The organism is Paraglaciecola chathamensis S18K6, assembly GCA_000314955.1.
GTDB lineage: Bacteria > Pseudomonadota > Gammaproteobacteria > Enterobacterales > Alteromonadaceae > Paraglaciecola > Paraglaciecola chathamensis.
Genome location: BAEM01000037.1, coordinates 1 through 15,606, shown reverse-complemented (window position 1 = coordinate 15,606; position 15,606 = coordinate 1). Strand labels below are relative to the sequence as shown.

The following is a 15,606-nucleotide window of genomic DNA, read 5'->3' as shown; positions in this document are numbered from 1 at the left end:
AAGTCGTCACTTTATTCAATGCATAACAAGTTGGGCTTTATCGTTATCAATTAAGCGTTTTTAATTGCGCCAGCTTCGTTATACTAGGCGCAACATTTACCTAACTTGGAAACGCCATCACTTATATGAGCGACGATCCCTTTTACCAGCGCGAGAAAGAAAAATACGAAAATCCAGTGGCGAGCCGAGAATATCTGCTCGAATTACTCACTAAAGCCAAAAAACCGTTATCCTTTCTTGAATTTTGTCACCTATTAAATGCAGAAGATGAAGATAGCCGAATTGGTATTCAACGTCGTTTGCGGGCAATGGAGCGCGAAGGGCAAATCGAATTCAATCGTGATAAAAAATACGCCAAGCTTAAATTAGAAGAGCTGATTCAAGGGCGTGTGATTGGCCACCGAGACGGGTTTGGTTTTTTAAAGCGCGATGATGGTGAAAAAGACCTATTTATTCATAATGCGCAAATGTCTACAGTGCTGCATGGCGATGTGGTGCTGGTTAAAGAAAGTGGCACTGATAACAGAGGCCGCCGAGAAGCCCGCATAGCGAAAATCATCGAGCCACGCAGCGAGCCTATTGTGGGCCGCTACTTCTTTGAAAACGGCGTGGGGTTAGTCATACCGGATGATAGCCGTATTAATCACGAAATTACTATTCCTGGCGAATATGTAAACGGCGCTCGCCAAGGTTTTATTGTGGTGGTTGAAATTGTTCAGCGCCCAAGACGCCGAGTCAACGCGATTGGTAAGGTGTTAGAAGTATTGGGTGAACATATGGCGCCGGGTATGGAAATCGACATGGCACTGCGCACATTCGATATTCCTCATGCATGGCCTAAAGGTGTCACCAAGCAAATCTCCACTCTGACCGAGCAAGTACCTGAAGAAGCCAAAGAAAATAGAATAGATCTACGCCAACTGCCTCTGGTCACCATTGACGGTGAAGACGCCCGCGATTTTGATGACGCTGTTTTTTGCGAACCGTTAGAAGATGGTGGCTGGCAGTTATGGGTTGCAATAGCAGATGTGAGTTATTACGTCAGACCTGGCACTGCACTGGATAGCGAAGCTCAAAACCGCGGTAACTCAGTATACTTCCCAGAGCAAGTTATTCCTATGTTGCCCGAAGTGCTGTCCAATGGTTTGTGCTCTTTAAACCCGCAAGTCGACCGTTTATGTATGGTCTGTGAAATGACCATTAACGCAAACGGGGAGCTAGCGGAACATCAGTTTTATGAAGCTGTTATGAACTCCAAAGCGCGCCTTACCTACACCAAAGTATGGGAACTATTGAAAGAGGAGGGGCAAGCTAATCCTGAATTGCATAAGCGTTACGCAGAGCAGGTTCCCCATCTTAAAAATTTACATGATATGTACCGTACATTAAAACGTAGACGCAATCAGCGCGGTGCTATTGAGTTTGAGACGCAAGAAAGTAAATTTGTATTTAATGCTCAGCGAAAAATAGACACGATCGTACCAGTGACGCGTAATGATGCGCACAAACTGATTGAAGAGTGCATGATCCTAGCGAATGTGGCGGCAGCAAAAACCTTGAGTAAGCAAAAGGCTGAAGCCTTATATCGCATTCATGATGAGCCAGATTCAGATAGGCTGAGCGCATTCTTGTCATATTTGGCTGAGGTGGGCATAACGCACCACATTAGTAAGGACGCGTCTCCGCAAGAATTCACCGAGGTGATCAGTAAAATTCAGGGTAGAGCGGATCAAGAGCTTATTCAAACTATGCTGCTTCGTTCAATGAAACAAGCCGTATATAGTCACGAAAATATTGGTCATTTTGGTTTGGCGCTTGATGCCTATGCTCACTTTACTTCGCCCATTCGCCGCTATCCTGATCTCGTGGTGCATCGTGCATTAAAAGCCACGATAGATAAAAAACAGCAACAAAAAAGTAAAACTGGCGGTAAAGCGTACACAGAAGAAGAAGTGGATGCGCTAGGGGAACAATGTTCAATGACTGAGCGACGGGCTGATGATGCAACTCGAGACGTATCAGACTGGCTCAAATGCGAGTTTATGCTTGACCATGTTGGGGATACATTTGATGGCGTTATTGCATCCGTCACCAGTTTTGGTTTCTTCGTGCGTCTAACAGAGTTCCATATTGACGGCTTGGTACATATTTCTGCACTTGATAACGATTTTTATCAGTTTGACGAAACCAAGCAGCATTTAGTGGGTGAAAATTCCGGTATTGTGTATCGTCTTGGTGATCCTCTTGAAGTCAAAGTGGCAGGGGTGAATCTAGATGAACGAAAAATAGACTTCGTATTGGCTAAAGCTCCGCCTAAACCAAAAGGGGGAAGACGAGGCGCAAAGAAATCGACATCGAGTAAAAAAGGGTCAGCAAAAAATACCTCAGGCAAAGAAAGCCCAGTATCAAAAGCCGGAGCTAAAGCAGCAAGTGATAGCGACAAAACTGGCGCAAACAAAAAGAAACCGCGCACGCGTCGTTCGAGTAATAAAGGAGGCACCGCCTCTAAACCTGCTTCGAAGCCACGCCGCTCATCGTCAAATAAGAGGAAGAAGTAACCATGGCTCAACATGAGTGGTTGTATGGTATTCACGCATTAGAGGCTGTTATTGAGCGTGAGCCTGAGAGGTTAATTGAACTGTTTGTGCTTAAAGGCCGAGATGATAAGCCTATCAATACCATTATTAATCATGCGCGTAAGTTTGGTATTGCAGTGCAGTTTTGTCAGCGCAAAACGTTAGACGACAAAGTCAATGGTGAGCAACACCAAGGTGTAGTGGCAAAAGCTAAACCTGGCAAACAGTTTAACGAAAACGACTTAGACGACATCATCAAGAAAAGCGCTACACCCTTCTTACTCGTGCTAGATGGCGTAACTGACCCGCATAATTTAGGTGCATGCTTGCGTACTGCCGATGCAGCAGGAATTGATGCCATTGTGGTACCGAAAGATAACTCGGTAGCGTTAACGCCAGTCGTTCGAAAAGTTGCATGTGGCGCAGCTGATCTTATCCCGCTTATACAGGTCACTAACCTGGCTCGTACCTTACGCGAAATTAAAGACGCTGGCGTATGGGTGGTAGGGACCGCTGGGGAAGCAACACAAAGTATTTATCAGTGTAAAATGCAAGGGCCAATCGCCTTAGTCATGGGGGCTGAAGGGAAAGGAATGCGCAGACTTACCCGAGAACATTGCGATGAGCTTATTAAGCTGCCAATGGCGGGCTCTGTATCAAGCTTGAATGTGTCTGTAGCGACAGGCGTTTGCTTATATGAAATAGTACGCCAACGGGCGTTATAAGTAGACTCTTCCACGTTTTAGTTAATTCATGCGCAGCGTTTTTATAAATCTACCGCTGCGCACATTTCTTATTGGTATGAGGCCTTCAGCAGTTTCTTAGCATCACTTCTATCTAAGCAAGACCGTAATGGTGCCTCATCGAAGGCTTCCTGGCCTATGAGTCGCGGTTCGCTTTTCCAGTGCGTATCGTGCTGGCTAATTTCAGCGTTGCAACGAACCATATTTCCTTCCTGTTTGTATGTAATTGCGACTTTTTCTGCGCGTCTCACTAATGGTTCATAAGGATAGCCAGGTAAAGCGTATAGTTTTTCTAATGGCTGAACAGCATAACTGCTGTGACTCATTAATAAAATAACTAGCATAAATAAGGCAAATCGAATAGCCCGAAAGGTGTTTTCTAGATTGATAAACATGTAGTTCTCCTCGTGGTTAGTGGCTTTTAAGATAGAGGGCCTAGGAGGGCCTGACAAACGAGCAAAACTAAACTACAGTTAAGTAAAACTTAATCGAGGTAGGCGGATGCGTAAATTACCCCCTTTAAATGCTTTACGCTATTTTTCTGTTGCGGCGCAGACATTGAGCTTCAAAGAAGCAGCCGATCAGCTATTTGTGACCCAGGCCGCTATTAGTCAACATATAAAAACCTTAGAAGCGTTTTTAGGTTGCCAATTATTTATAAGAGGCCATCGAAGTGTCTCCCTTACTCAAGCGGGACAAAGGCTAGCGCCATATGTGGCGTCAGGTTTCACATCATTCTTAAACGGAGTAGACAGCGTAGCGGCAGATGATCAGCCTAATAGCTTAACCATCACAGCCACTGAGTCGTTGTCAATTCGGTGGTTGGTGCCTAGATTATCGAAGTTTCAAACACTGCAGCCAGATATGAATGTAAAGATTCAACCAACAAATACCCTATTAGATTTCGAAGCGAATGATATCGATGTAGCGATACGCTTTGGTACGGGCGATTATCCGAACTTGGAGAGTCAAAAGTTGTTGGAAGACACGCTTTACTTAGTTTGTCATCCTGGTTTAAAGGAAAAAGCGCTAACCCCCGAGCATTTAGTCAACTTGCCGACACTAAAAGAAAAAAGCAGTGATATTATGCTGGCGTGGAATAAATTCTATGAGATGCACAACCTGCCCCTTGGACAGGGTCACACCTCGCTCCAAGTGGATGACTCTAGTGTCACCATAATTGAAGCCGCATTAGCGGGGCAAGGTTTTGCGATGATCCGTAATAGCTTGATTTACGAACAATTAGAAAAAGGACAATTAGTCCGGTTGTTTGACTTTAATTTCCCCTGTCAATACGCCTATTATTTGGTTGCGCCACCCTCTCATTTTTCCCGTATAAAAGTTCAGCATTTCTCTCGCTGGGTTGTCGAACAATTTGACCAAATCACAAAACAGCACTGAGTTAGTACTAAAGTAGGGCTTTTTGCCTAGAAAATGAGCTGTATTAATTCGCTTTATTTATATCGATACGCAAAATAAATGCTGAAGTCTTATAGTTGTTTGACCTGTGTCACTTCAATCGTTATAACATTGTTATCAGAATGTAGAAAAGTGTACTGGAGATGAAATGTCGTTACAAACGCCCCTAGAAATGATGTACCACTGGGAAGATTCAACACCTCAAAAGGTATATTTAAAGCAACCTATTAACGGTGCGGTGATTAGTTATACTTGGGCACAAACGGCAGACAAAGTGCGTCGCGTTGCAGCAGGATTAATAGCACTCAATTTACCCGCAGGCAGCCACATTGCCCTATTATCAAAAAATTGTGCTGAATGGTTCATTACTGATCTTGCCATTATGCTGGCAGGCCATGTGTCAGTTCCGATATATTCCACTGCTGGCGAAAAAACGATTCAGTACGTTCTAAATCATGCGGCTTGCCCGGTTATTTTTGTTGGTAAATTAGATGATACCGCAGAGCAAGTAGCGGCGATCCCGGATGGCGTGACTAAATTAGCCTTTCCTTATCCAGGTATTGAAGCGGACCAAGATTGGGACAGTCTAATGGCAAATGAGCCCTATATAGAGCGCCCAGTGCCTGAACTAGACAGTACCATGACGATCATTTATACCTCAGGTAGTACGGGCAACCCCAAAGGCGTGGTGCACACTTATAATTCCATTAGTTGGGCAGCAAGCAACTCTAAAAACGAATTAAATGTTGGGGCAGATGACCGCATATTGAGCTACTTACCGTTAGCTCATATTACTGAACGAGTTCTAGTTGAAATGGCTAGCTTTTATGCAAACACTCAGATTGGCTTCATTGAGTCACTTGATACCTTCAATCGGGACATTTGCCATTTAAGACCAACATTATTCATATCAGTACCGCGACTTTGGACAAGATTCCAAATGGGCGTACTGGCAAACATGCCTCAGAAGAAACTCGATTTCCTTCTAAAGATACCGTTTGTTGGCAATATTGTAGCGGGTAAAATTAGAACGAAACTTGGCTTAGACAAAGCGCGTATGTGTGCCAGTGGCTCAGCACCAATATCGCCTGCCACGTTAAAGTGGTTCTTAAACATAGGTGTGAAAATATCAGAAGGTTGGGGTATGACGGAGAATAGCGCCTATGGTACCTGTTGTGTGCCCTTTAGAGAGGACAAAATTGGTAGTATTGGTCGTGCCTATGAAGGTGTAGACATTAGAATTGGTGATGAAGGAGAGATCCAAGTTAAAGGGCCTTGTAATATGCAAGAGTACTATTTGGAGCCTGAGAAAACCGCTGAGACATTCACTGAAGATGGCTACCTTAGGACCGGCGATAAAGGGGCTATCGACAGCGATGGCTATGTGAAAATCACTGGGCGATTAAAAGAGATTTTCAAAACAGCCAAAGGAAAATACATCGCTCCTGTGCCCATCGAAGCACTGATTATGGGGAATTCCTCCGTTGAGCAGGTGTGTGTCACCGGTTCTCAGTTAAAACAGCCTATCGCGTTGGTTGTGTTATCAGAAGATGCGGCAAAAAAAGACCAGGATAAAATTGAGAAGAGTCTGCTTGCGACGTTGGAATCGGTTAATAGTGGTTTAGAAAGCCACGCAGTGCTAGACCGGTTTGTGATCATGAAAGATGATTGGACTGTCGATAACGGCCTTCTAACCCCAACTCTTAAAATTAAGCGTCATCTTTTAGAAGAAAAGTACGACGCCTTAATAAATAACCCAGAGAAGGGAAAGCTGATTTACCAAAACTAACTTATTTGGGATAGCCTCACGACAGTGAGTCGTGCTATCTGTCCCTTTTTAGCGTGATGCGGTAACTGCATTATATAGTATTGCATTAGCGTTAAAAGGGGATATAGATGCGCACGAAAAGGTTATCATTCTGAGTTTAGCGGTATTGGTTACCTTTTCGGATACTTATTATATTTTTGATAGAGTATATGATTGAGCGGTAGATAGTTAAAACTAAAATCCCCCCTAAAAGCCACGCACCGATATTAACGAAACAAACTCAGAAATTCATCGCGTAGAACAGTACTATTTATCAGGTCGAGTGGTCTCTTGCTATTAAGCTGTATTTTTCCCTATGAATGCATTATTTTTAAATCAATTGAGCTTAGGTAACCTACTGTTTTAAATGGTATTTAATTGTCGTTTAGCAGTAACTGAAAAATAACTTGGCTTTGATGACACTTTTTTGCAAATTCGACTATCGCCACTGTACATTTTCTGTTAGTATTTCGCGCCCTTTTAATAGGGGTATGTATAAAAAGTCAGCAATAACGCTGGTTTTTTAGTAAACAGTACGACTCGTGAGAGTCTTAACTAACAGCGGAGCACTAACATGATCCAAATGCAAACTAACCTGGATGTAGCCGATAACTCGGGTGCTCGCAGGGTTCAGTGTATTAAGGTTCTTGGTGGCTCGCATCGCCGTTATGCACATATTGGCGACATCATTAAAGTTACCGTTAAAGAAGCAATTCCTCGCGGTAAAGTAAAAAAAGGTGATGTGCTAACTGCAGTGGTGGTGCGTACTAGAAAAGGCGTTCGTCGTTCTGATGGATCTTCGATCCGTTTTGATAACAACGCAGCTGTTTTGCTTAACGCAAACAAGCAACCAATTGGTACGCGTATCTTTGGCCCGGTCACTCGTGAGCTTCGTGTTAATAACATGAAAATCGTCTCACTGGCCCCTGAGGTACTATAAGGAGTCACGATAATGGCTAGAAAAATTCGTCGTGATGATGAAATCATCGTTTTGGCAGGTAAAGACAAAGGAAAACTAGGCAAAGTGCTTAAAGTTCTTCCAGCGGCTGACCGCTTAATCGTTGAAGGTGTGAACTTGGTGAAGAAGCATCAGAAACCTAACCCTCAATTGGGTGTTACTGGTGGTGTTATTGAGAAAGAAGCATCAATTCACGTGTCAAATGTAGCGATTGTTAACCCTAAAACGGGTAAAGCAGATCGCGTAGGTTTCCGTTTTGAAGACGACAAAAAAGTTCGTTTCTTCAAATCTGACGGTGAACTGGTTTAATAATTGGAGAGTACGATGGCGAAACTGCATGATTTCTATAAAGAAACAGTAGTAGCGGAACTTGCGAAGCAGTTCAACTACAAAAGCGTCATGCAAGTCCCTCGGATTGAGAAAATCACTCTAAACATGGGTTTAGGTGAAGCGGTAGCAGACAAAAAGGTGTTGGAAAACGCAACTGCTGACATGCAAGCAATTGCTGGTCAGAAGCCTGTTGTTACTGTTGCTCGCAAATCTGTAGCGGGTTTTAAAATCCGTGAAGGTTATCCGATTGGCTGTAAAGTAACCCTACGTGGTGAACGTATGTGGGAATTCTTTGAACGTTTAGTATCAATTGCAATTCCTCGTATCCGTGACTTCCGTGGCTTGAATCCTAAGTCGTTTGACGGCCGTGGAAACTATAGCATGGGTGTTCGTGAGCAAATTATCTTCCCGGAAATCGATTTCGATAAGGTAGATAAAATTCGCGGTATGGATATTACTATCACGACTAGCGCTGAAACCGATGCGGAAGCACATGCACTTCTTAGTGCGTTTAGTTTCCCATTTAAAAAGTAAGGGTAGGGTTATGGCAAAAGAATCAATGAAAGCGCGCGAAGTAAAACGCGCCAAGCTAGTTGCTAAGTTCGCTACTAAACGAGCTGAACTTAAAGCAACTATCAGCAACGTCAACTCTTCTGACGAAGAACGTTGGGACGCTGTTCTTAAGCTACAACAACTTCCACGTGATTCAGCTCGTACACGTCAACAAAATCGTTGTCGTATTACTGGCCGTCCACATGGTTTCCTACGCAAGTTTGGTCTTAGCCGTATTAAGTTGCGTGAAGCAGCGATGCGCGGTGAAGTACCTGGCCTTAAAAAAGCCAGCTGGTAAGGAGTAGCTAATATGAGCATGCAAGATCCTATCGCGGACATGTTTACACGTGTTCGTAACGGTCAGATGGCTAGCAAAGTTTCTGTATCTATGCCTTCATCTAAGTTACGTGTTGCTATCGCAGCCGTACTTAAAGAAGAAGGTTACATTACAGACTTCGCAGTTTCTGGTGACGTTAAACCTGTTTTAGAAGTTGCGCTTAAGTACTTCGAAGGCAAGAAAGTAATTGAAAGCATCGAGCGCGTAAGTCGCCCTGGTCTTCGCATCTACAAGAAAAAAGATGAGTTGCCAAAAGTATTGGGTGGTTTAGGTGTTGCTATCGTTTCTACCTCTAAAGGTGTGATGACTGACCGTGCCGCGCGTAAAGCGGGTATGGGTGGTGAGATCATCGGCTACGTAGCGTAAGGGGATAAAAATGTCACGTATAGCAAAAGCTCCTGTAGACGTTTTATCTGGCGTAGAAGTTACTATCGCTGGGCAAGAAGTCACAGTTAAAGGTAAAAACGGTACACTAAGCCGTGTATTCAATGATGCAGTTGAAGTTGTTCAAGAAGAGAACCAACTTAAAGCTTCACCTCGTGAAGGTGTTGCTAACGGTTGGGCTCAAGCTGGTACAGCTCGCTCTTTGTTAGATGCAATGGTAATTGGTGTATCTCAAGGTTTTGAGAAAAAACTTCAGTTAAATGGTGTTGGTTATCGTGCGGCAGCGCAAGGTAAAAAACTAAATTTAACACTTGGTTTCTCACACCCTGTAGCATACGAAATGCCTGAAGGTATTTCGGTTGAAACTCCTAGTCAAACTGAAATCGTCGTTAAAGGCGCCGATAAGCAGTTGGTAGGTCAGGTTGCAGCTAACATCCGTGGATACCGTCCGCCAGAGCCTTATAAAGGTAAAGGTGTTCGTTACGCTGATGAAGTTGTGCGTCGTAAAGAAGCTAAGAAAAAGTAGGTAGGTGATACGATGGATAAGAAATCAGCTCGCTTGCGTCGCGCTACACGTGCACGCAAAAAAATTAGTGAACTGGCCGCGCATCGCTTGGTTATTAACCGCACACCACGCCATATATATGCACAGTTAATCGCTCCTTGCGGTTCACAGGTGTTGGCGGCGGCTTCTACTGTTGAAGCAGATCTTCGCACTACCGTTAAGTCAACGGGTAATGCAGAAGCTGCGGTAGCAGTTGGTAAAGCGATTGCAGAACGAGCTATCGAGAAAGGCATTAAGACTGTCGCTTTCGATCGCAGCGGTTTTAAGTATCACGGTCGAGTTAAGGCATTGGCTGATGCTGCTCGTGAAGCAGGTCTTCAGTTCTAGGAGTTAATTATGGCTAAAGTAGAAGTTCAACAACAGGGTGACCTGTTAGAAAAACTAATTGCTGTAAACCGTGTATCTAAAGTAGTTAAAGGTGGTCGCATCTTTAGCTTTACTGCTTTGACAGTAGTAGGTGACGGGAATGGTCGTGTTGGTTTTGGTTACGGTAAAGCACGTGAAGTGCCTGCTGCAATTCAAAAAGCTATGGAAAAAGCGCGCCGCAATCTTGTGGACGTTGATCTAAATGGCAACACGCTACAGCACCCAATTAAAGGTCGTCATTCAGGCTCTAAAGTCTACATGCAACCAGCATCAGAAGGTACTGGTATCATTGCCGGTGGTGCAATGCGTGCAGTACTTGAAGTCGCTGGCGTACAAAACGTACTTTCAAAATGTTACGGATCTACCAATCCAATTAACGTTGTGCGTGCAACTATCAATGCGTTGACAGAAATGACTTCGCCTGATCAAGTTGCCGCTAAACGTGGATTGTCTGTAACTCAGATTTTGGGGTAATTGAACATGGCTAAGATGATTAAAGTTAAGCAAACCAAAAGCGCTATCGGTCGCCTTCCAAAGCATAAGGCAACTCTTACCGGTCTAGGTTTACGTCGCATCGGTCATGTTCGTGAACTCGAAGATACCCCTTCTGTTCGTGGCATGATCAACCGTGTATTTTACATGGTTGAAGTAGTGGAGGAGTAACAGATGCATTTAAATACTCTTGCTCCTGCACCAGGAGCAAAAAAATCGATTAAGCGTCTTGGACGTGGTATGGGTTCTGGTCTAGGTAAAACTGGTGGCCGTGGTCACAAAGGTCAAAAGTCTCGCTCTGGCGGTTCTGTAAAGCCTGGTTTTGAAGGCGGACAAATGCCAATTCAGCGTCGTCTACCTAAATTCGGTTTCACTTCTCGTAAGTCTATGGTTTCTGACCAAGTTACGTTGAGCGAAATTGCAAAGGTAGAGGGTGAAGTGGTTTCACTTGAAACTTTAAAAGCAGCAGGTCTTGTTAAGAAAGAAATGTTGTTCGTTAAAGTGCTTAAGAGCGGTGAAATTTCACGAGCTGTTACTATCAATGGTTTGAAGGTTACAAAAGGCGCGCGCGAAGCAATCGAAGCGGCCGGCGGTAAGGTAGAGGAATAAGCTAGATGGCTAAACCAGGATCAAATTCAAGCGCAAAAGGCGGCTTGAGTGAGCTTAAATCAAGATTGTTGTTCGTACTTGGTGCGATAATTGTGTTTAGGCTTGGCTCATATGTGCCTATTCCTGGTATCGACGCCGCGGTGTTGGCTGAATTATTCGACCAGCAAAAGGGTACCATTGTAGAAATGTTTAACATGTTCTCTGGTGGTGCTCTTGAGCGTGCCTCGGTTCTTGCCCTGGGTATAATGCCATACATTACAGCTTCCATTATCATTCAGTTGCTTACTGTTATGCATCCACCGATGATGGAACTTAAAAAAGAAGGCGAAGCAGGACGTCGTAAAATTAGTCAGTACACACGTTATTTCACGTTAGTGTTGGCTACATTCCAAGCAATTGGAATAGCGACAAATTTACCTAACTTGATTTCAGGTTTAGTAATTAATCCAGGGTTCGGTTTTTACTTCACAGCTGTTGTGAGTTTGGTTACCGGCACCATGTTTTTAATGTGGTTAGGTGAGCAAATTACAGAGAGAGGTATCGGTAACGGTATTTCTATATTGATTTTCGCGGGTATCGTGTCTGGACTGCCAACGGCCATTGGTCAAACAGCAGAGCAAGCACGACAAGGTGATTTGAACTTATTGTTCCTATTGCTTATCGGCGTAATAATAGTTGCTATCACATATTTTGTAGTGTTCGTAGAGCGTGGCCAACGTCGTATCGTCGTTAACTATGCAAAACGTCAGCAAGGGCGTAAAGTCTTTGCAGCGCAAAGTACGCATTTACCGTTAAAAGTAAATATGGCAGGTGTTATTCCTCCGATTTTCGCGTCAAGCATCATTTTGTTCCCTGGAACCATTGCAAATTGGTTCGGCCAAAATGAGTCATTTTCTTGGTTACAAGAAGTGGCATTGATGTTGTCTCCTGGACAGCCTCTGTATGTGATGTTTTACGCTGCTGCGATTATCTTCTTTTGTTTCTTCTATACCGCGTTGGTGTTTAACCCTCGCGAGACGGCAGATAACTTGAAGAAATCTGGTGCGTTTGTTCCTGGGATTCGTCCTGGCGAGCAGACCTCACGATACGTTGATAAGGTAATGACTCGCTTAACCCTAGCTGGCGCGCTTTATATAACCTTTATTTGTTTGGTGCCTGAATTCATGTTGATAGCTTGGAACGTGCCGTTTTATTTCGGCGGAACCTCACTACTGATTATGGTAGTTGTTATCATGGACTTTATGGCGCAAGTGCAGACACATTTGATGTCTCATCAATATGAGTCTGTTCTTAAGAAAGCTAACCTTAAGGGCTACGGCCGTTAAGCTAGCGATTTACGGAGTGATGAAATGAAAGTTCGTGCATCCGTCAAGCGGATTTGCCGTAACTGTAAAGTCATTAAGCGCAACGGTGTTGTGCGTGTGATTTGCAGTTCTGACCCTAAGCATAAGCAAAGGCAAGGTTAATCGTGTGGTTTGCGGAATTGCTAAATACGATAGTATCCGCAAACCTTAATTTGCAATTTTGTCATCGGGTAAGTATCCTATCGGGCTTTTTAGGCTGATGACATAAACTATGAGGAGTACTGTTAATGGCCCGTATCGCTGGCATTAACATCCCTGAGCACAAGCATACTGTAATCGCGCTTACCGCGATTTTCGGTGTAGGCTCTACACGTGCACAAAGCATTTGTGAAGCTGCTGGTGTTGCAGAGACAACCAAGATTAAAGATCTTGATGAAGCACAAATTGATAAATTGCGTGACGAAGTTGCGAAATTCACTGTCGAAGGTGACCTTCGTCGTGAAGTATCAATGAGCATTAAACGTTTGATGGACCTAGGTTGCTTCCGTGGTATTCGCCACCGTCGTAGTCTTCCTCTACGTGGTCAGCGCACTAAAACTAATGCGCGTACCCGTAAAGGTCCTCGCAAAGCAATTAAAAAGTAAGCGGGGATTAAGATGGCTAAAGCTCCTACTAAAAGCACGCGTAAGCGCGCAAAACGTCAAGTTGCTGACGGTATGGCTCATATCCATGCCTCTTTCAACAACACAATAGTGACAATTACAGATCGTCAAGGCAACGCTTTGTCTTGGGCTACATCTGGCGGTTCAGGTTTCCGTGGTTCACGTAAATCTACCCCTTTTGCTGCTCAGGTAGCTGCTGAACGTGCTGGTACAGCCGCTCAGGATTACGGTTTGAAAAATCTAGAAGTATTCGTTAAAGGTCCAGGTCCAGGTCGTGAATCTGCTATCCGTGCTTTGAATGCTGCTGGTTATAAAATCACTAATATTACCGATGTGACGCCTATTCCTCACAACGGTTGTCGTCCACCGAAAAAACGTCGCGTTTAATCGACGGACTGTTGGAGAAAGATAATGGCAAGATATTTGGGTCCAAAACTCAAACTTAGCCGCCGCGAAGGAACAGACTTGTTCCTTAAGAGTGGCGTTCGAGCAATCGAATCAAAATGTAAAATTGACAATGCACCTGGTCAACACGGCGCACGTCGTGGACGTTTGTCTGACTACGGTGTTCAATTACGTGAAAAGCAAAAAGTTCGTCGTATGTACGGTGTTCTCGAAAAGCAATTCCGTAACTACTATAAAGAAGCGGCACGCTTAAAAGGCAATACAGGTGAAAACTTGTTGCAACTTTTAGAGCAACGTTTAGACAATGTTGTTTACCGCATTGGTTTTGCAAGCACTCGTTCTGAAGCGCGTCAACTAGTTAGCCACAAAGCAATTTTGGTTAACGGTCAGGTTGTTAACGTTCCTTCTTTTAATGTTTCTGCTGATGATGTTGTTTCTGTTCGCGAAAAAGCTAAAAAACAAGCTCGTATTGTTTCTGCTTTAGAGCTAGCTGAGCAACGTGAGAAACCAACTTGGATTGAAGTAGACAGCAAAAAGATGGAAGGCACATTTAAACGTGTTCCTGAAAGAACTGATTTGTCTGCTGAAATAAACGAACAGTTGATTGTCGAACTTTACTCTAAGTAAAGCTTAAAGAAGAGAGGTAACAATGTCGGGTTCTGTAACTGAATTCTTAAAACCAAGGTTAGTTGAAATTGATAACGTTTCGCCTACACGTGCAAAGGTCACTTTAGAGCCTTTGGAGCGTGGTTTTGGTCACACATTGGGTAATGCGTTACGTCGTATTCTTTTGTCATCTATGCCAGGTTGTGCAGTGACTGAAGTTGAAATCGACGGTGTATTACACGAGTACAGCACCAAAGAAGGCGTTCAAGAAGACGTTATTGAAATATTGCTTAACCTTAAAGGTTTGGCGGTACGTCTTGAAGGCAAAACCGAAGCAACACTAACATTAGTGAAGTCCGGTGCGGGCCCAGTATTAGCTGGAGATATCCAGCATGATGGTGATGTTGAAATCGTTAACCCAAGTCACGTTCTTTGTACTTTAACTGGCGAAGCTGAACTCAGCATGCGTATTAAAGTAGAAATGGGTCGTGGGTACGTTCCAGCGTCAACTCGTCGCTCTTCTGAAGAAGATGATCGCCCAATTGGTCGTTTATTGGTTGATGCTTCATTTAGCCCGATATCACGTATTTCGTACAACGTTGAGTCTGCGCGTGTTGAACAACGCACAGATTTAGACAAGTTAATTATCGATATGGAAACCAACGGTACTATTGATCCTGAGGAAGCAATTCGTCGTTCAGCTACAATTTTAGCAGAACAACTAGACGCATTTGTTGAACTTCGTGATATGTCAGAACCTGTTGAGAAAGAAGAGAAACCGGAATTCGATCCGATTCTTCTTCGTCCTGTTGATGACTTGGAACTTACTGTACGTTCAGCTAACTGCCTCAAAGCAGAAGCAATACAATATATCGGTGATCTAGTACAACGTACTGAAGTTGAGTTGTTGAAGACTCCTAACTTAGGTAAAAAATCTCTTACAGAGATTAAAGATGTACTAGCTTCTCGTGGACTTTCACTAGGTATGCGCCTAGAGAACTGGCCACCTGAAAGCATCGCAGAAAAAGATTAATCAGATTTAAAACTGATTTTTAAAGAAGGATAGGACTATGCGCCATCGTAAGAGTGGTCGTCAGTTAAATCGTAATAGTAGTCACCGTCAAGCGATGTTTCGCAATATGGCTGGCTCATTGGTGAAGAGTGAGTTGATTAAAACAACTCTTCCTAAAGCGAAAGAACTACGTCGCGTAATTGAACCTCTTATCACACTTGCTAAGCAAGACAGTGTTGCTAACCGTCGTTTAGCGTTCGCACGTACTGGTGATAAAGAAGTTGTAGGTAAGTTATTTAATGAACTTGGCCCTCGCTATGAAGAGCGTCCTGGTGGATACATTCGCATTTTGAAATGTGGTTTCCGTACCGGCGATAATGCTCCAATGGCTTATGTAGAATTAGTAGACCGCCCTGAAGTGGAAGAAGTCGTTGAGACTGAAGACGCTGAAGCGGAATAAAAATTCCTACAATAAAAAA

At 43.7% G+C, this 15,606-nt stretch carries 22 protein-coding genes; 21 read left to right on the top strand and 1 reads right to left on the bottom strand.

What is annotated here, in order from left to right:
- The first annotated feature begins 125 nt into the window (after positions 1-125).
- Positions 126-2,558 carry a ribonuclease R gene (gene rnr / locus GCHA_RS14025; protein ID WP_007989311.1) on the top strand — a complete coding sequence of 811 codons (2,433 nt, stop codon included), beginning with the start codon at positions 126-128 and terminating at the stop codon, positions 2,556-2,558.
- 2 nt (positions 2,559-2,560) lie between these two features.
- The gene (rlmB, locus tag GCHA_RS14020; RefSeq protein WP_007989309.1) at positions 2,561-3,301 is read left to right on the top strand and encodes a 23S rRNA (guanosine(2251)-2'-O)-methyltransferase RlmB; all 741 of its coding nucleotides are present in this window, start codon (positions 2,561-2,563) and stop codon (positions 3,299-3,301) included.
- A gap of 68 nt (positions 3,302-3,369) precedes the next feature.
- On the opposite strand, the gene GCHA_RS14015 is transcribed toward rlmB, so the two are convergent.
- Positions 3,370-3,714: a hypothetical protein gene (locus GCHA_RS14015; RefSeq protein WP_013754545.1), complete on the bottom strand. Its 345-nt coding sequence runs from the start codon at positions 3,712-3,714 to the stop codon at positions 3,370-3,372.
- A 106-nt stretch (positions 3,715-3,820) separates the two neighbouring features.
- On the opposite strand from GCHA_RS14015, the gene gcvA reads away from it, so the two are divergent.
- The 19 genes from gcvA to rplQ all read left to right on the top strand — a co-directional run bounded on the left by gcvA (position 3,821) and on the right by rplQ (position 15,587).
- Complete coding sequence (gene gcvA / locus GCHA_RS14010) at positions 3,821-4,720, top strand: transcriptional regulator GcvA (RefSeq protein ID WP_007989307.1); 900 nt, start codon at positions 3,821-3,823, stop codon at positions 4,718-4,720.
- 166 nt (positions 4,721-4,886) lie between these two features.
- A complete protein-coding gene (locus tag GCHA_RS14005; RefSeq protein WP_007989305.1) occupies positions 4,887-6,527 on the top strand; it encodes an AMP-binding protein in 1,641 nt (546 codons plus the stop codon).
- A gap of 592 nt (positions 6,528-7,119) precedes the next feature.
- Complete coding sequence (gene rplN, locus GCHA_RS14000; RefSeq protein WP_006990572.1) at positions 7,120-7,485, top strand: 50S ribosomal protein L14; 366 nt, start codon at positions 7,120-7,122, stop codon at positions 7,483-7,485.
- 12 nt (positions 7,486-7,497) lie between these two features.
- The gene (gene rplX / locus GCHA_RS13995; protein ID WP_007989303.1) at positions 7,498-7,812 is read left to right on the top strand and encodes a 50S ribosomal protein L24; all 315 of its coding nucleotides are present in this window, start codon (positions 7,498-7,500) and stop codon (positions 7,810-7,812) included.
- A 15-nt stretch (positions 7,813-7,827) separates the two neighbouring features.
- The gene (rplE, locus tag GCHA_RS13990) at positions 7,828-8,367 is read left to right on the top strand and encodes a 50S ribosomal protein L5 (protein ID WP_006990570.1); all 540 of its coding nucleotides are present in this window, start codon (positions 7,828-7,830) and stop codon (positions 8,365-8,367) included.
- A gap of 10 nt (positions 8,368-8,377) precedes the next feature.
- Entirely contained in the window at positions 8,378-8,683 is a 306-nt protein-coding gene (gene rpsN, locus GCHA_RS13985) for a 30S ribosomal protein S14 (protein WP_006990569.1), read from the top strand.
- A 12-nt stretch (positions 8,684-8,695) separates the two neighbouring features.
- The gene (gene rpsH / locus GCHA_RS13980; protein WP_007989301.1) at positions 8,696-9,088 is read left to right on the top strand and encodes a 30S ribosomal protein S8; all 393 of its coding nucleotides are present in this window, start codon (positions 8,696-8,698) and stop codon (positions 9,086-9,088) included.
- A gap of 10 nt (positions 9,089-9,098) precedes the next feature.
- Complete coding sequence (gene rplF / locus GCHA_RS13975) at positions 9,099-9,632, top strand: 50S ribosomal protein L6 (protein WP_006990567.1); 534 nt, start codon at positions 9,099-9,101, stop codon at positions 9,630-9,632.
- A gap of 12 nt (positions 9,633-9,644) precedes the next feature.
- Positions 9,645-9,998 (top strand): 50S ribosomal protein L18, encoded by a 354-nt coding sequence (rplR, locus tag GCHA_RS13970; RefSeq protein WP_006990566.1) that lies wholly within the window; start codon positions 9,645-9,647, stop codon positions 9,996-9,998.
- Between the two features lie 9 nt (positions 9,999-10,007).
- Positions 10,008-10,511: a 30S ribosomal protein S5 gene (rpsE, locus tag GCHA_RS13965; protein WP_006990565.1), complete on the top strand. Its 504-nt coding sequence runs from the start codon at positions 10,008-10,010 to the stop codon at positions 10,509-10,511.
- Positions 10,512-10,517: 6 nt separating this feature from the next.
- The gene (gene rpmD, locus GCHA_RS13960) at positions 10,518-10,700 is read left to right on the top strand and encodes a 50S ribosomal protein L30 (RefSeq protein ID WP_006990564.1); all 183 of its coding nucleotides are present in this window, start codon (positions 10,518-10,520) and stop codon (positions 10,698-10,700) included.
- Positions 10,701-10,703: 3 nt separating this feature from the next.
- Positions 10,704-11,138, top strand: a complete 435-nt coding sequence (gene rplO, locus GCHA_RS13955; RefSeq protein ID WP_007989298.1) for a 50S ribosomal protein L15 — start codon at positions 10,704-10,706, stop codon at positions 11,136-11,138.
- A 5-nt stretch (positions 11,139-11,143) separates the two neighbouring features.
- Positions 11,144-12,463, top strand: a complete 1,320-nt coding sequence (secY, locus tag GCHA_RS13950; RefSeq protein ID WP_007989296.1) for a preprotein translocase subunit SecY — start codon at positions 11,144-11,146, stop codon at positions 12,461-12,463.
- Positions 12,464-12,487: 24 nt separating this feature from the next.
- Positions 12,488-12,604, top strand: a complete 117-nt coding sequence (gene rpmJ, locus GCHA_RS22650) for a 50S ribosomal protein L36 (protein ID WP_007104309.1) — start codon at positions 12,488-12,490, stop codon at positions 12,602-12,604.
- Positions 12,605-12,729: 125 nt separating this feature from the next.
- Complete coding sequence (gene rpsM / locus GCHA_RS13945) at positions 12,730-13,086, top strand: 30S ribosomal protein S13 (protein ID WP_006990561.1); 357 nt, start codon at positions 12,730-12,732, stop codon at positions 13,084-13,086.
- A 12-nt stretch (positions 13,087-13,098) separates the two neighbouring features.
- A complete protein-coding gene (rpsK, locus tag GCHA_RS13940) occupies positions 13,099-13,491 on the top strand; it encodes a 30S ribosomal protein S11 (RefSeq protein WP_006990560.1) in 393 nt (130 codons plus the stop codon).
- A 24-nt stretch (positions 13,492-13,515) separates the two neighbouring features.
- Positions 13,516-14,136 carry a 30S ribosomal protein S4 gene (gene rpsD / locus GCHA_RS13935; protein ID WP_006990559.1) on the top strand — a complete coding sequence of 207 codons (621 nt, stop codon included), beginning with the start codon at positions 13,516-13,518 and terminating at the stop codon, positions 14,134-14,136.
- Between the two features lie 22 nt (positions 14,137-14,158).
- On the top strand, positions 14,159-15,148 hold the full coding sequence (locus GCHA_RS13930; RefSeq protein ID WP_007989285.1) for a DNA-directed RNA polymerase subunit alpha: 990 nt from the start codon (positions 14,159-14,161) through the stop codon (positions 15,146-15,148).
- 37 nt (positions 15,149-15,185) lie between these two features.
- Positions 15,186-15,587 carry a 50S ribosomal protein L17 gene (rplQ, locus tag GCHA_RS13925; protein WP_007989284.1) on the top strand — a complete coding sequence of 134 codons (402 nt, stop codon included), beginning with the start codon at positions 15,186-15,188 and terminating at the stop codon, positions 15,585-15,587.
- The last annotated feature ends 19 nt before the right edge of the window (positions 15,588-15,606 follow it).

Excerpts from the sequence above, each read along its gene's own strand:
- rnr (WP_007989311.1), top strand. The coding sequence starts at position 126 with ATGAGCGACGATCCCTTTTACCAGCGCGAGAAAGAAAAATACGAAAAT.
- rlmB (WP_007989309.1), top strand. The coding sequence starts at position 2,561 with ATGGCTCAACATGAGTGGTTGTATGGTATTCACGCATTAGAGGCTGTT.
- GCHA_RS14015 (WP_013754545.1), bottom strand. The coding sequence starts at position 3,714 with ATGTTTATCAATCTAGAAAACACCTTTCGGGCTATTCGATTTGCCTTA.
- gcvA (WP_007989307.1), top strand. The coding sequence starts at position 3,821 with ATGCGTAAATTACCCCCTTTAAATGCTTTACGCTATTTTTCTGTTGCG.
- GCHA_RS14005 (WP_007989305.1), top strand. The coding sequence starts at position 4,887 with ATGTCGTTACAAACGCCCCTAGAAATGATGTACCACTGGGAAGATTCA.
- rplN (WP_006990572.1), top strand. The coding sequence starts at position 7,120 with ATGATCCAAATGCAAACTAACCTGGATGTAGCCGATAACTCGGGTGCT.
- rplX (WP_007989303.1), top strand. The coding sequence starts at position 7,498 with ATGGCTAGAAAAATTCGTCGTGATGATGAAATCATCGTTTTGGCAGGT.
- rplE (WP_006990570.1), top strand. The coding sequence starts at position 7,828 with ATGGCGAAACTGCATGATTTCTATAAAGAAACAGTAGTAGCGGAACTT.
- rpsN (WP_006990569.1), top strand. The coding sequence starts at position 8,378 with ATGGCAAAAGAATCAATGAAAGCGCGCGAAGTAAAACGCGCCAAGCTA.
- rpsH (WP_007989301.1), top strand. The coding sequence starts at position 8,696 with ATGAGCATGCAAGATCCTATCGCGGACATGTTTACACGTGTTCGTAAC.
- rplF (WP_006990567.1), top strand. The coding sequence starts at position 9,099 with ATGTCACGTATAGCAAAAGCTCCTGTAGACGTTTTATCTGGCGTAGAA.
- rplR (WP_006990566.1), top strand. The coding sequence starts at position 9,645 with ATGGATAAGAAATCAGCTCGCTTGCGTCGCGCTACACGTGCACGCAAA.
- rpsE (WP_006990565.1), top strand. The coding sequence starts at position 10,008 with ATGGCTAAAGTAGAAGTTCAACAACAGGGTGACCTGTTAGAAAAACTA.
- rpmD (WP_006990564.1), top strand. The coding sequence starts at position 10,518 with ATGGCTAAGATGATTAAAGTTAAGCAAACCAAAAGCGCTATCGGTCGC.
- rplO (WP_007989298.1), top strand. The coding sequence starts at position 10,704 with ATGCATTTAAATACTCTTGCTCCTGCACCAGGAGCAAAAAAATCGATT.
- secY (WP_007989296.1), top strand. The coding sequence starts at position 11,144 with ATGGCTAAACCAGGATCAAATTCAAGCGCAAAAGGCGGCTTGAGTGAG.
- rpmJ (WP_007104309.1), top strand. The coding sequence starts at position 12,488 with ATGAAAGTTCGTGCATCCGTCAAGCGGATTTGCCGTAACTGTAAAGTC.
- rpsM (WP_006990561.1), top strand. The coding sequence starts at position 12,730 with ATGGCCCGTATCGCTGGCATTAACATCCCTGAGCACAAGCATACTGTA.
- rpsK (WP_006990560.1), top strand. The coding sequence starts at position 13,099 with ATGGCTAAAGCTCCTACTAAAAGCACGCGTAAGCGCGCAAAACGTCAA.
- rpsD (WP_006990559.1), top strand. The coding sequence starts at position 13,516 with ATGGCAAGATATTTGGGTCCAAAACTCAAACTTAGCCGCCGCGAAGGA.
- GCHA_RS13930 (WP_007989285.1), top strand. The coding sequence starts at position 14,159 with ATGTCGGGTTCTGTAACTGAATTCTTAAAACCAAGGTTAGTTGAAATT.
- rplQ (WP_007989284.1), top strand. The coding sequence starts at position 15,186 with ATGCGCCATCGTAAGAGTGGTCGTCAGTTAAATCGTAATAGTAGTCAC.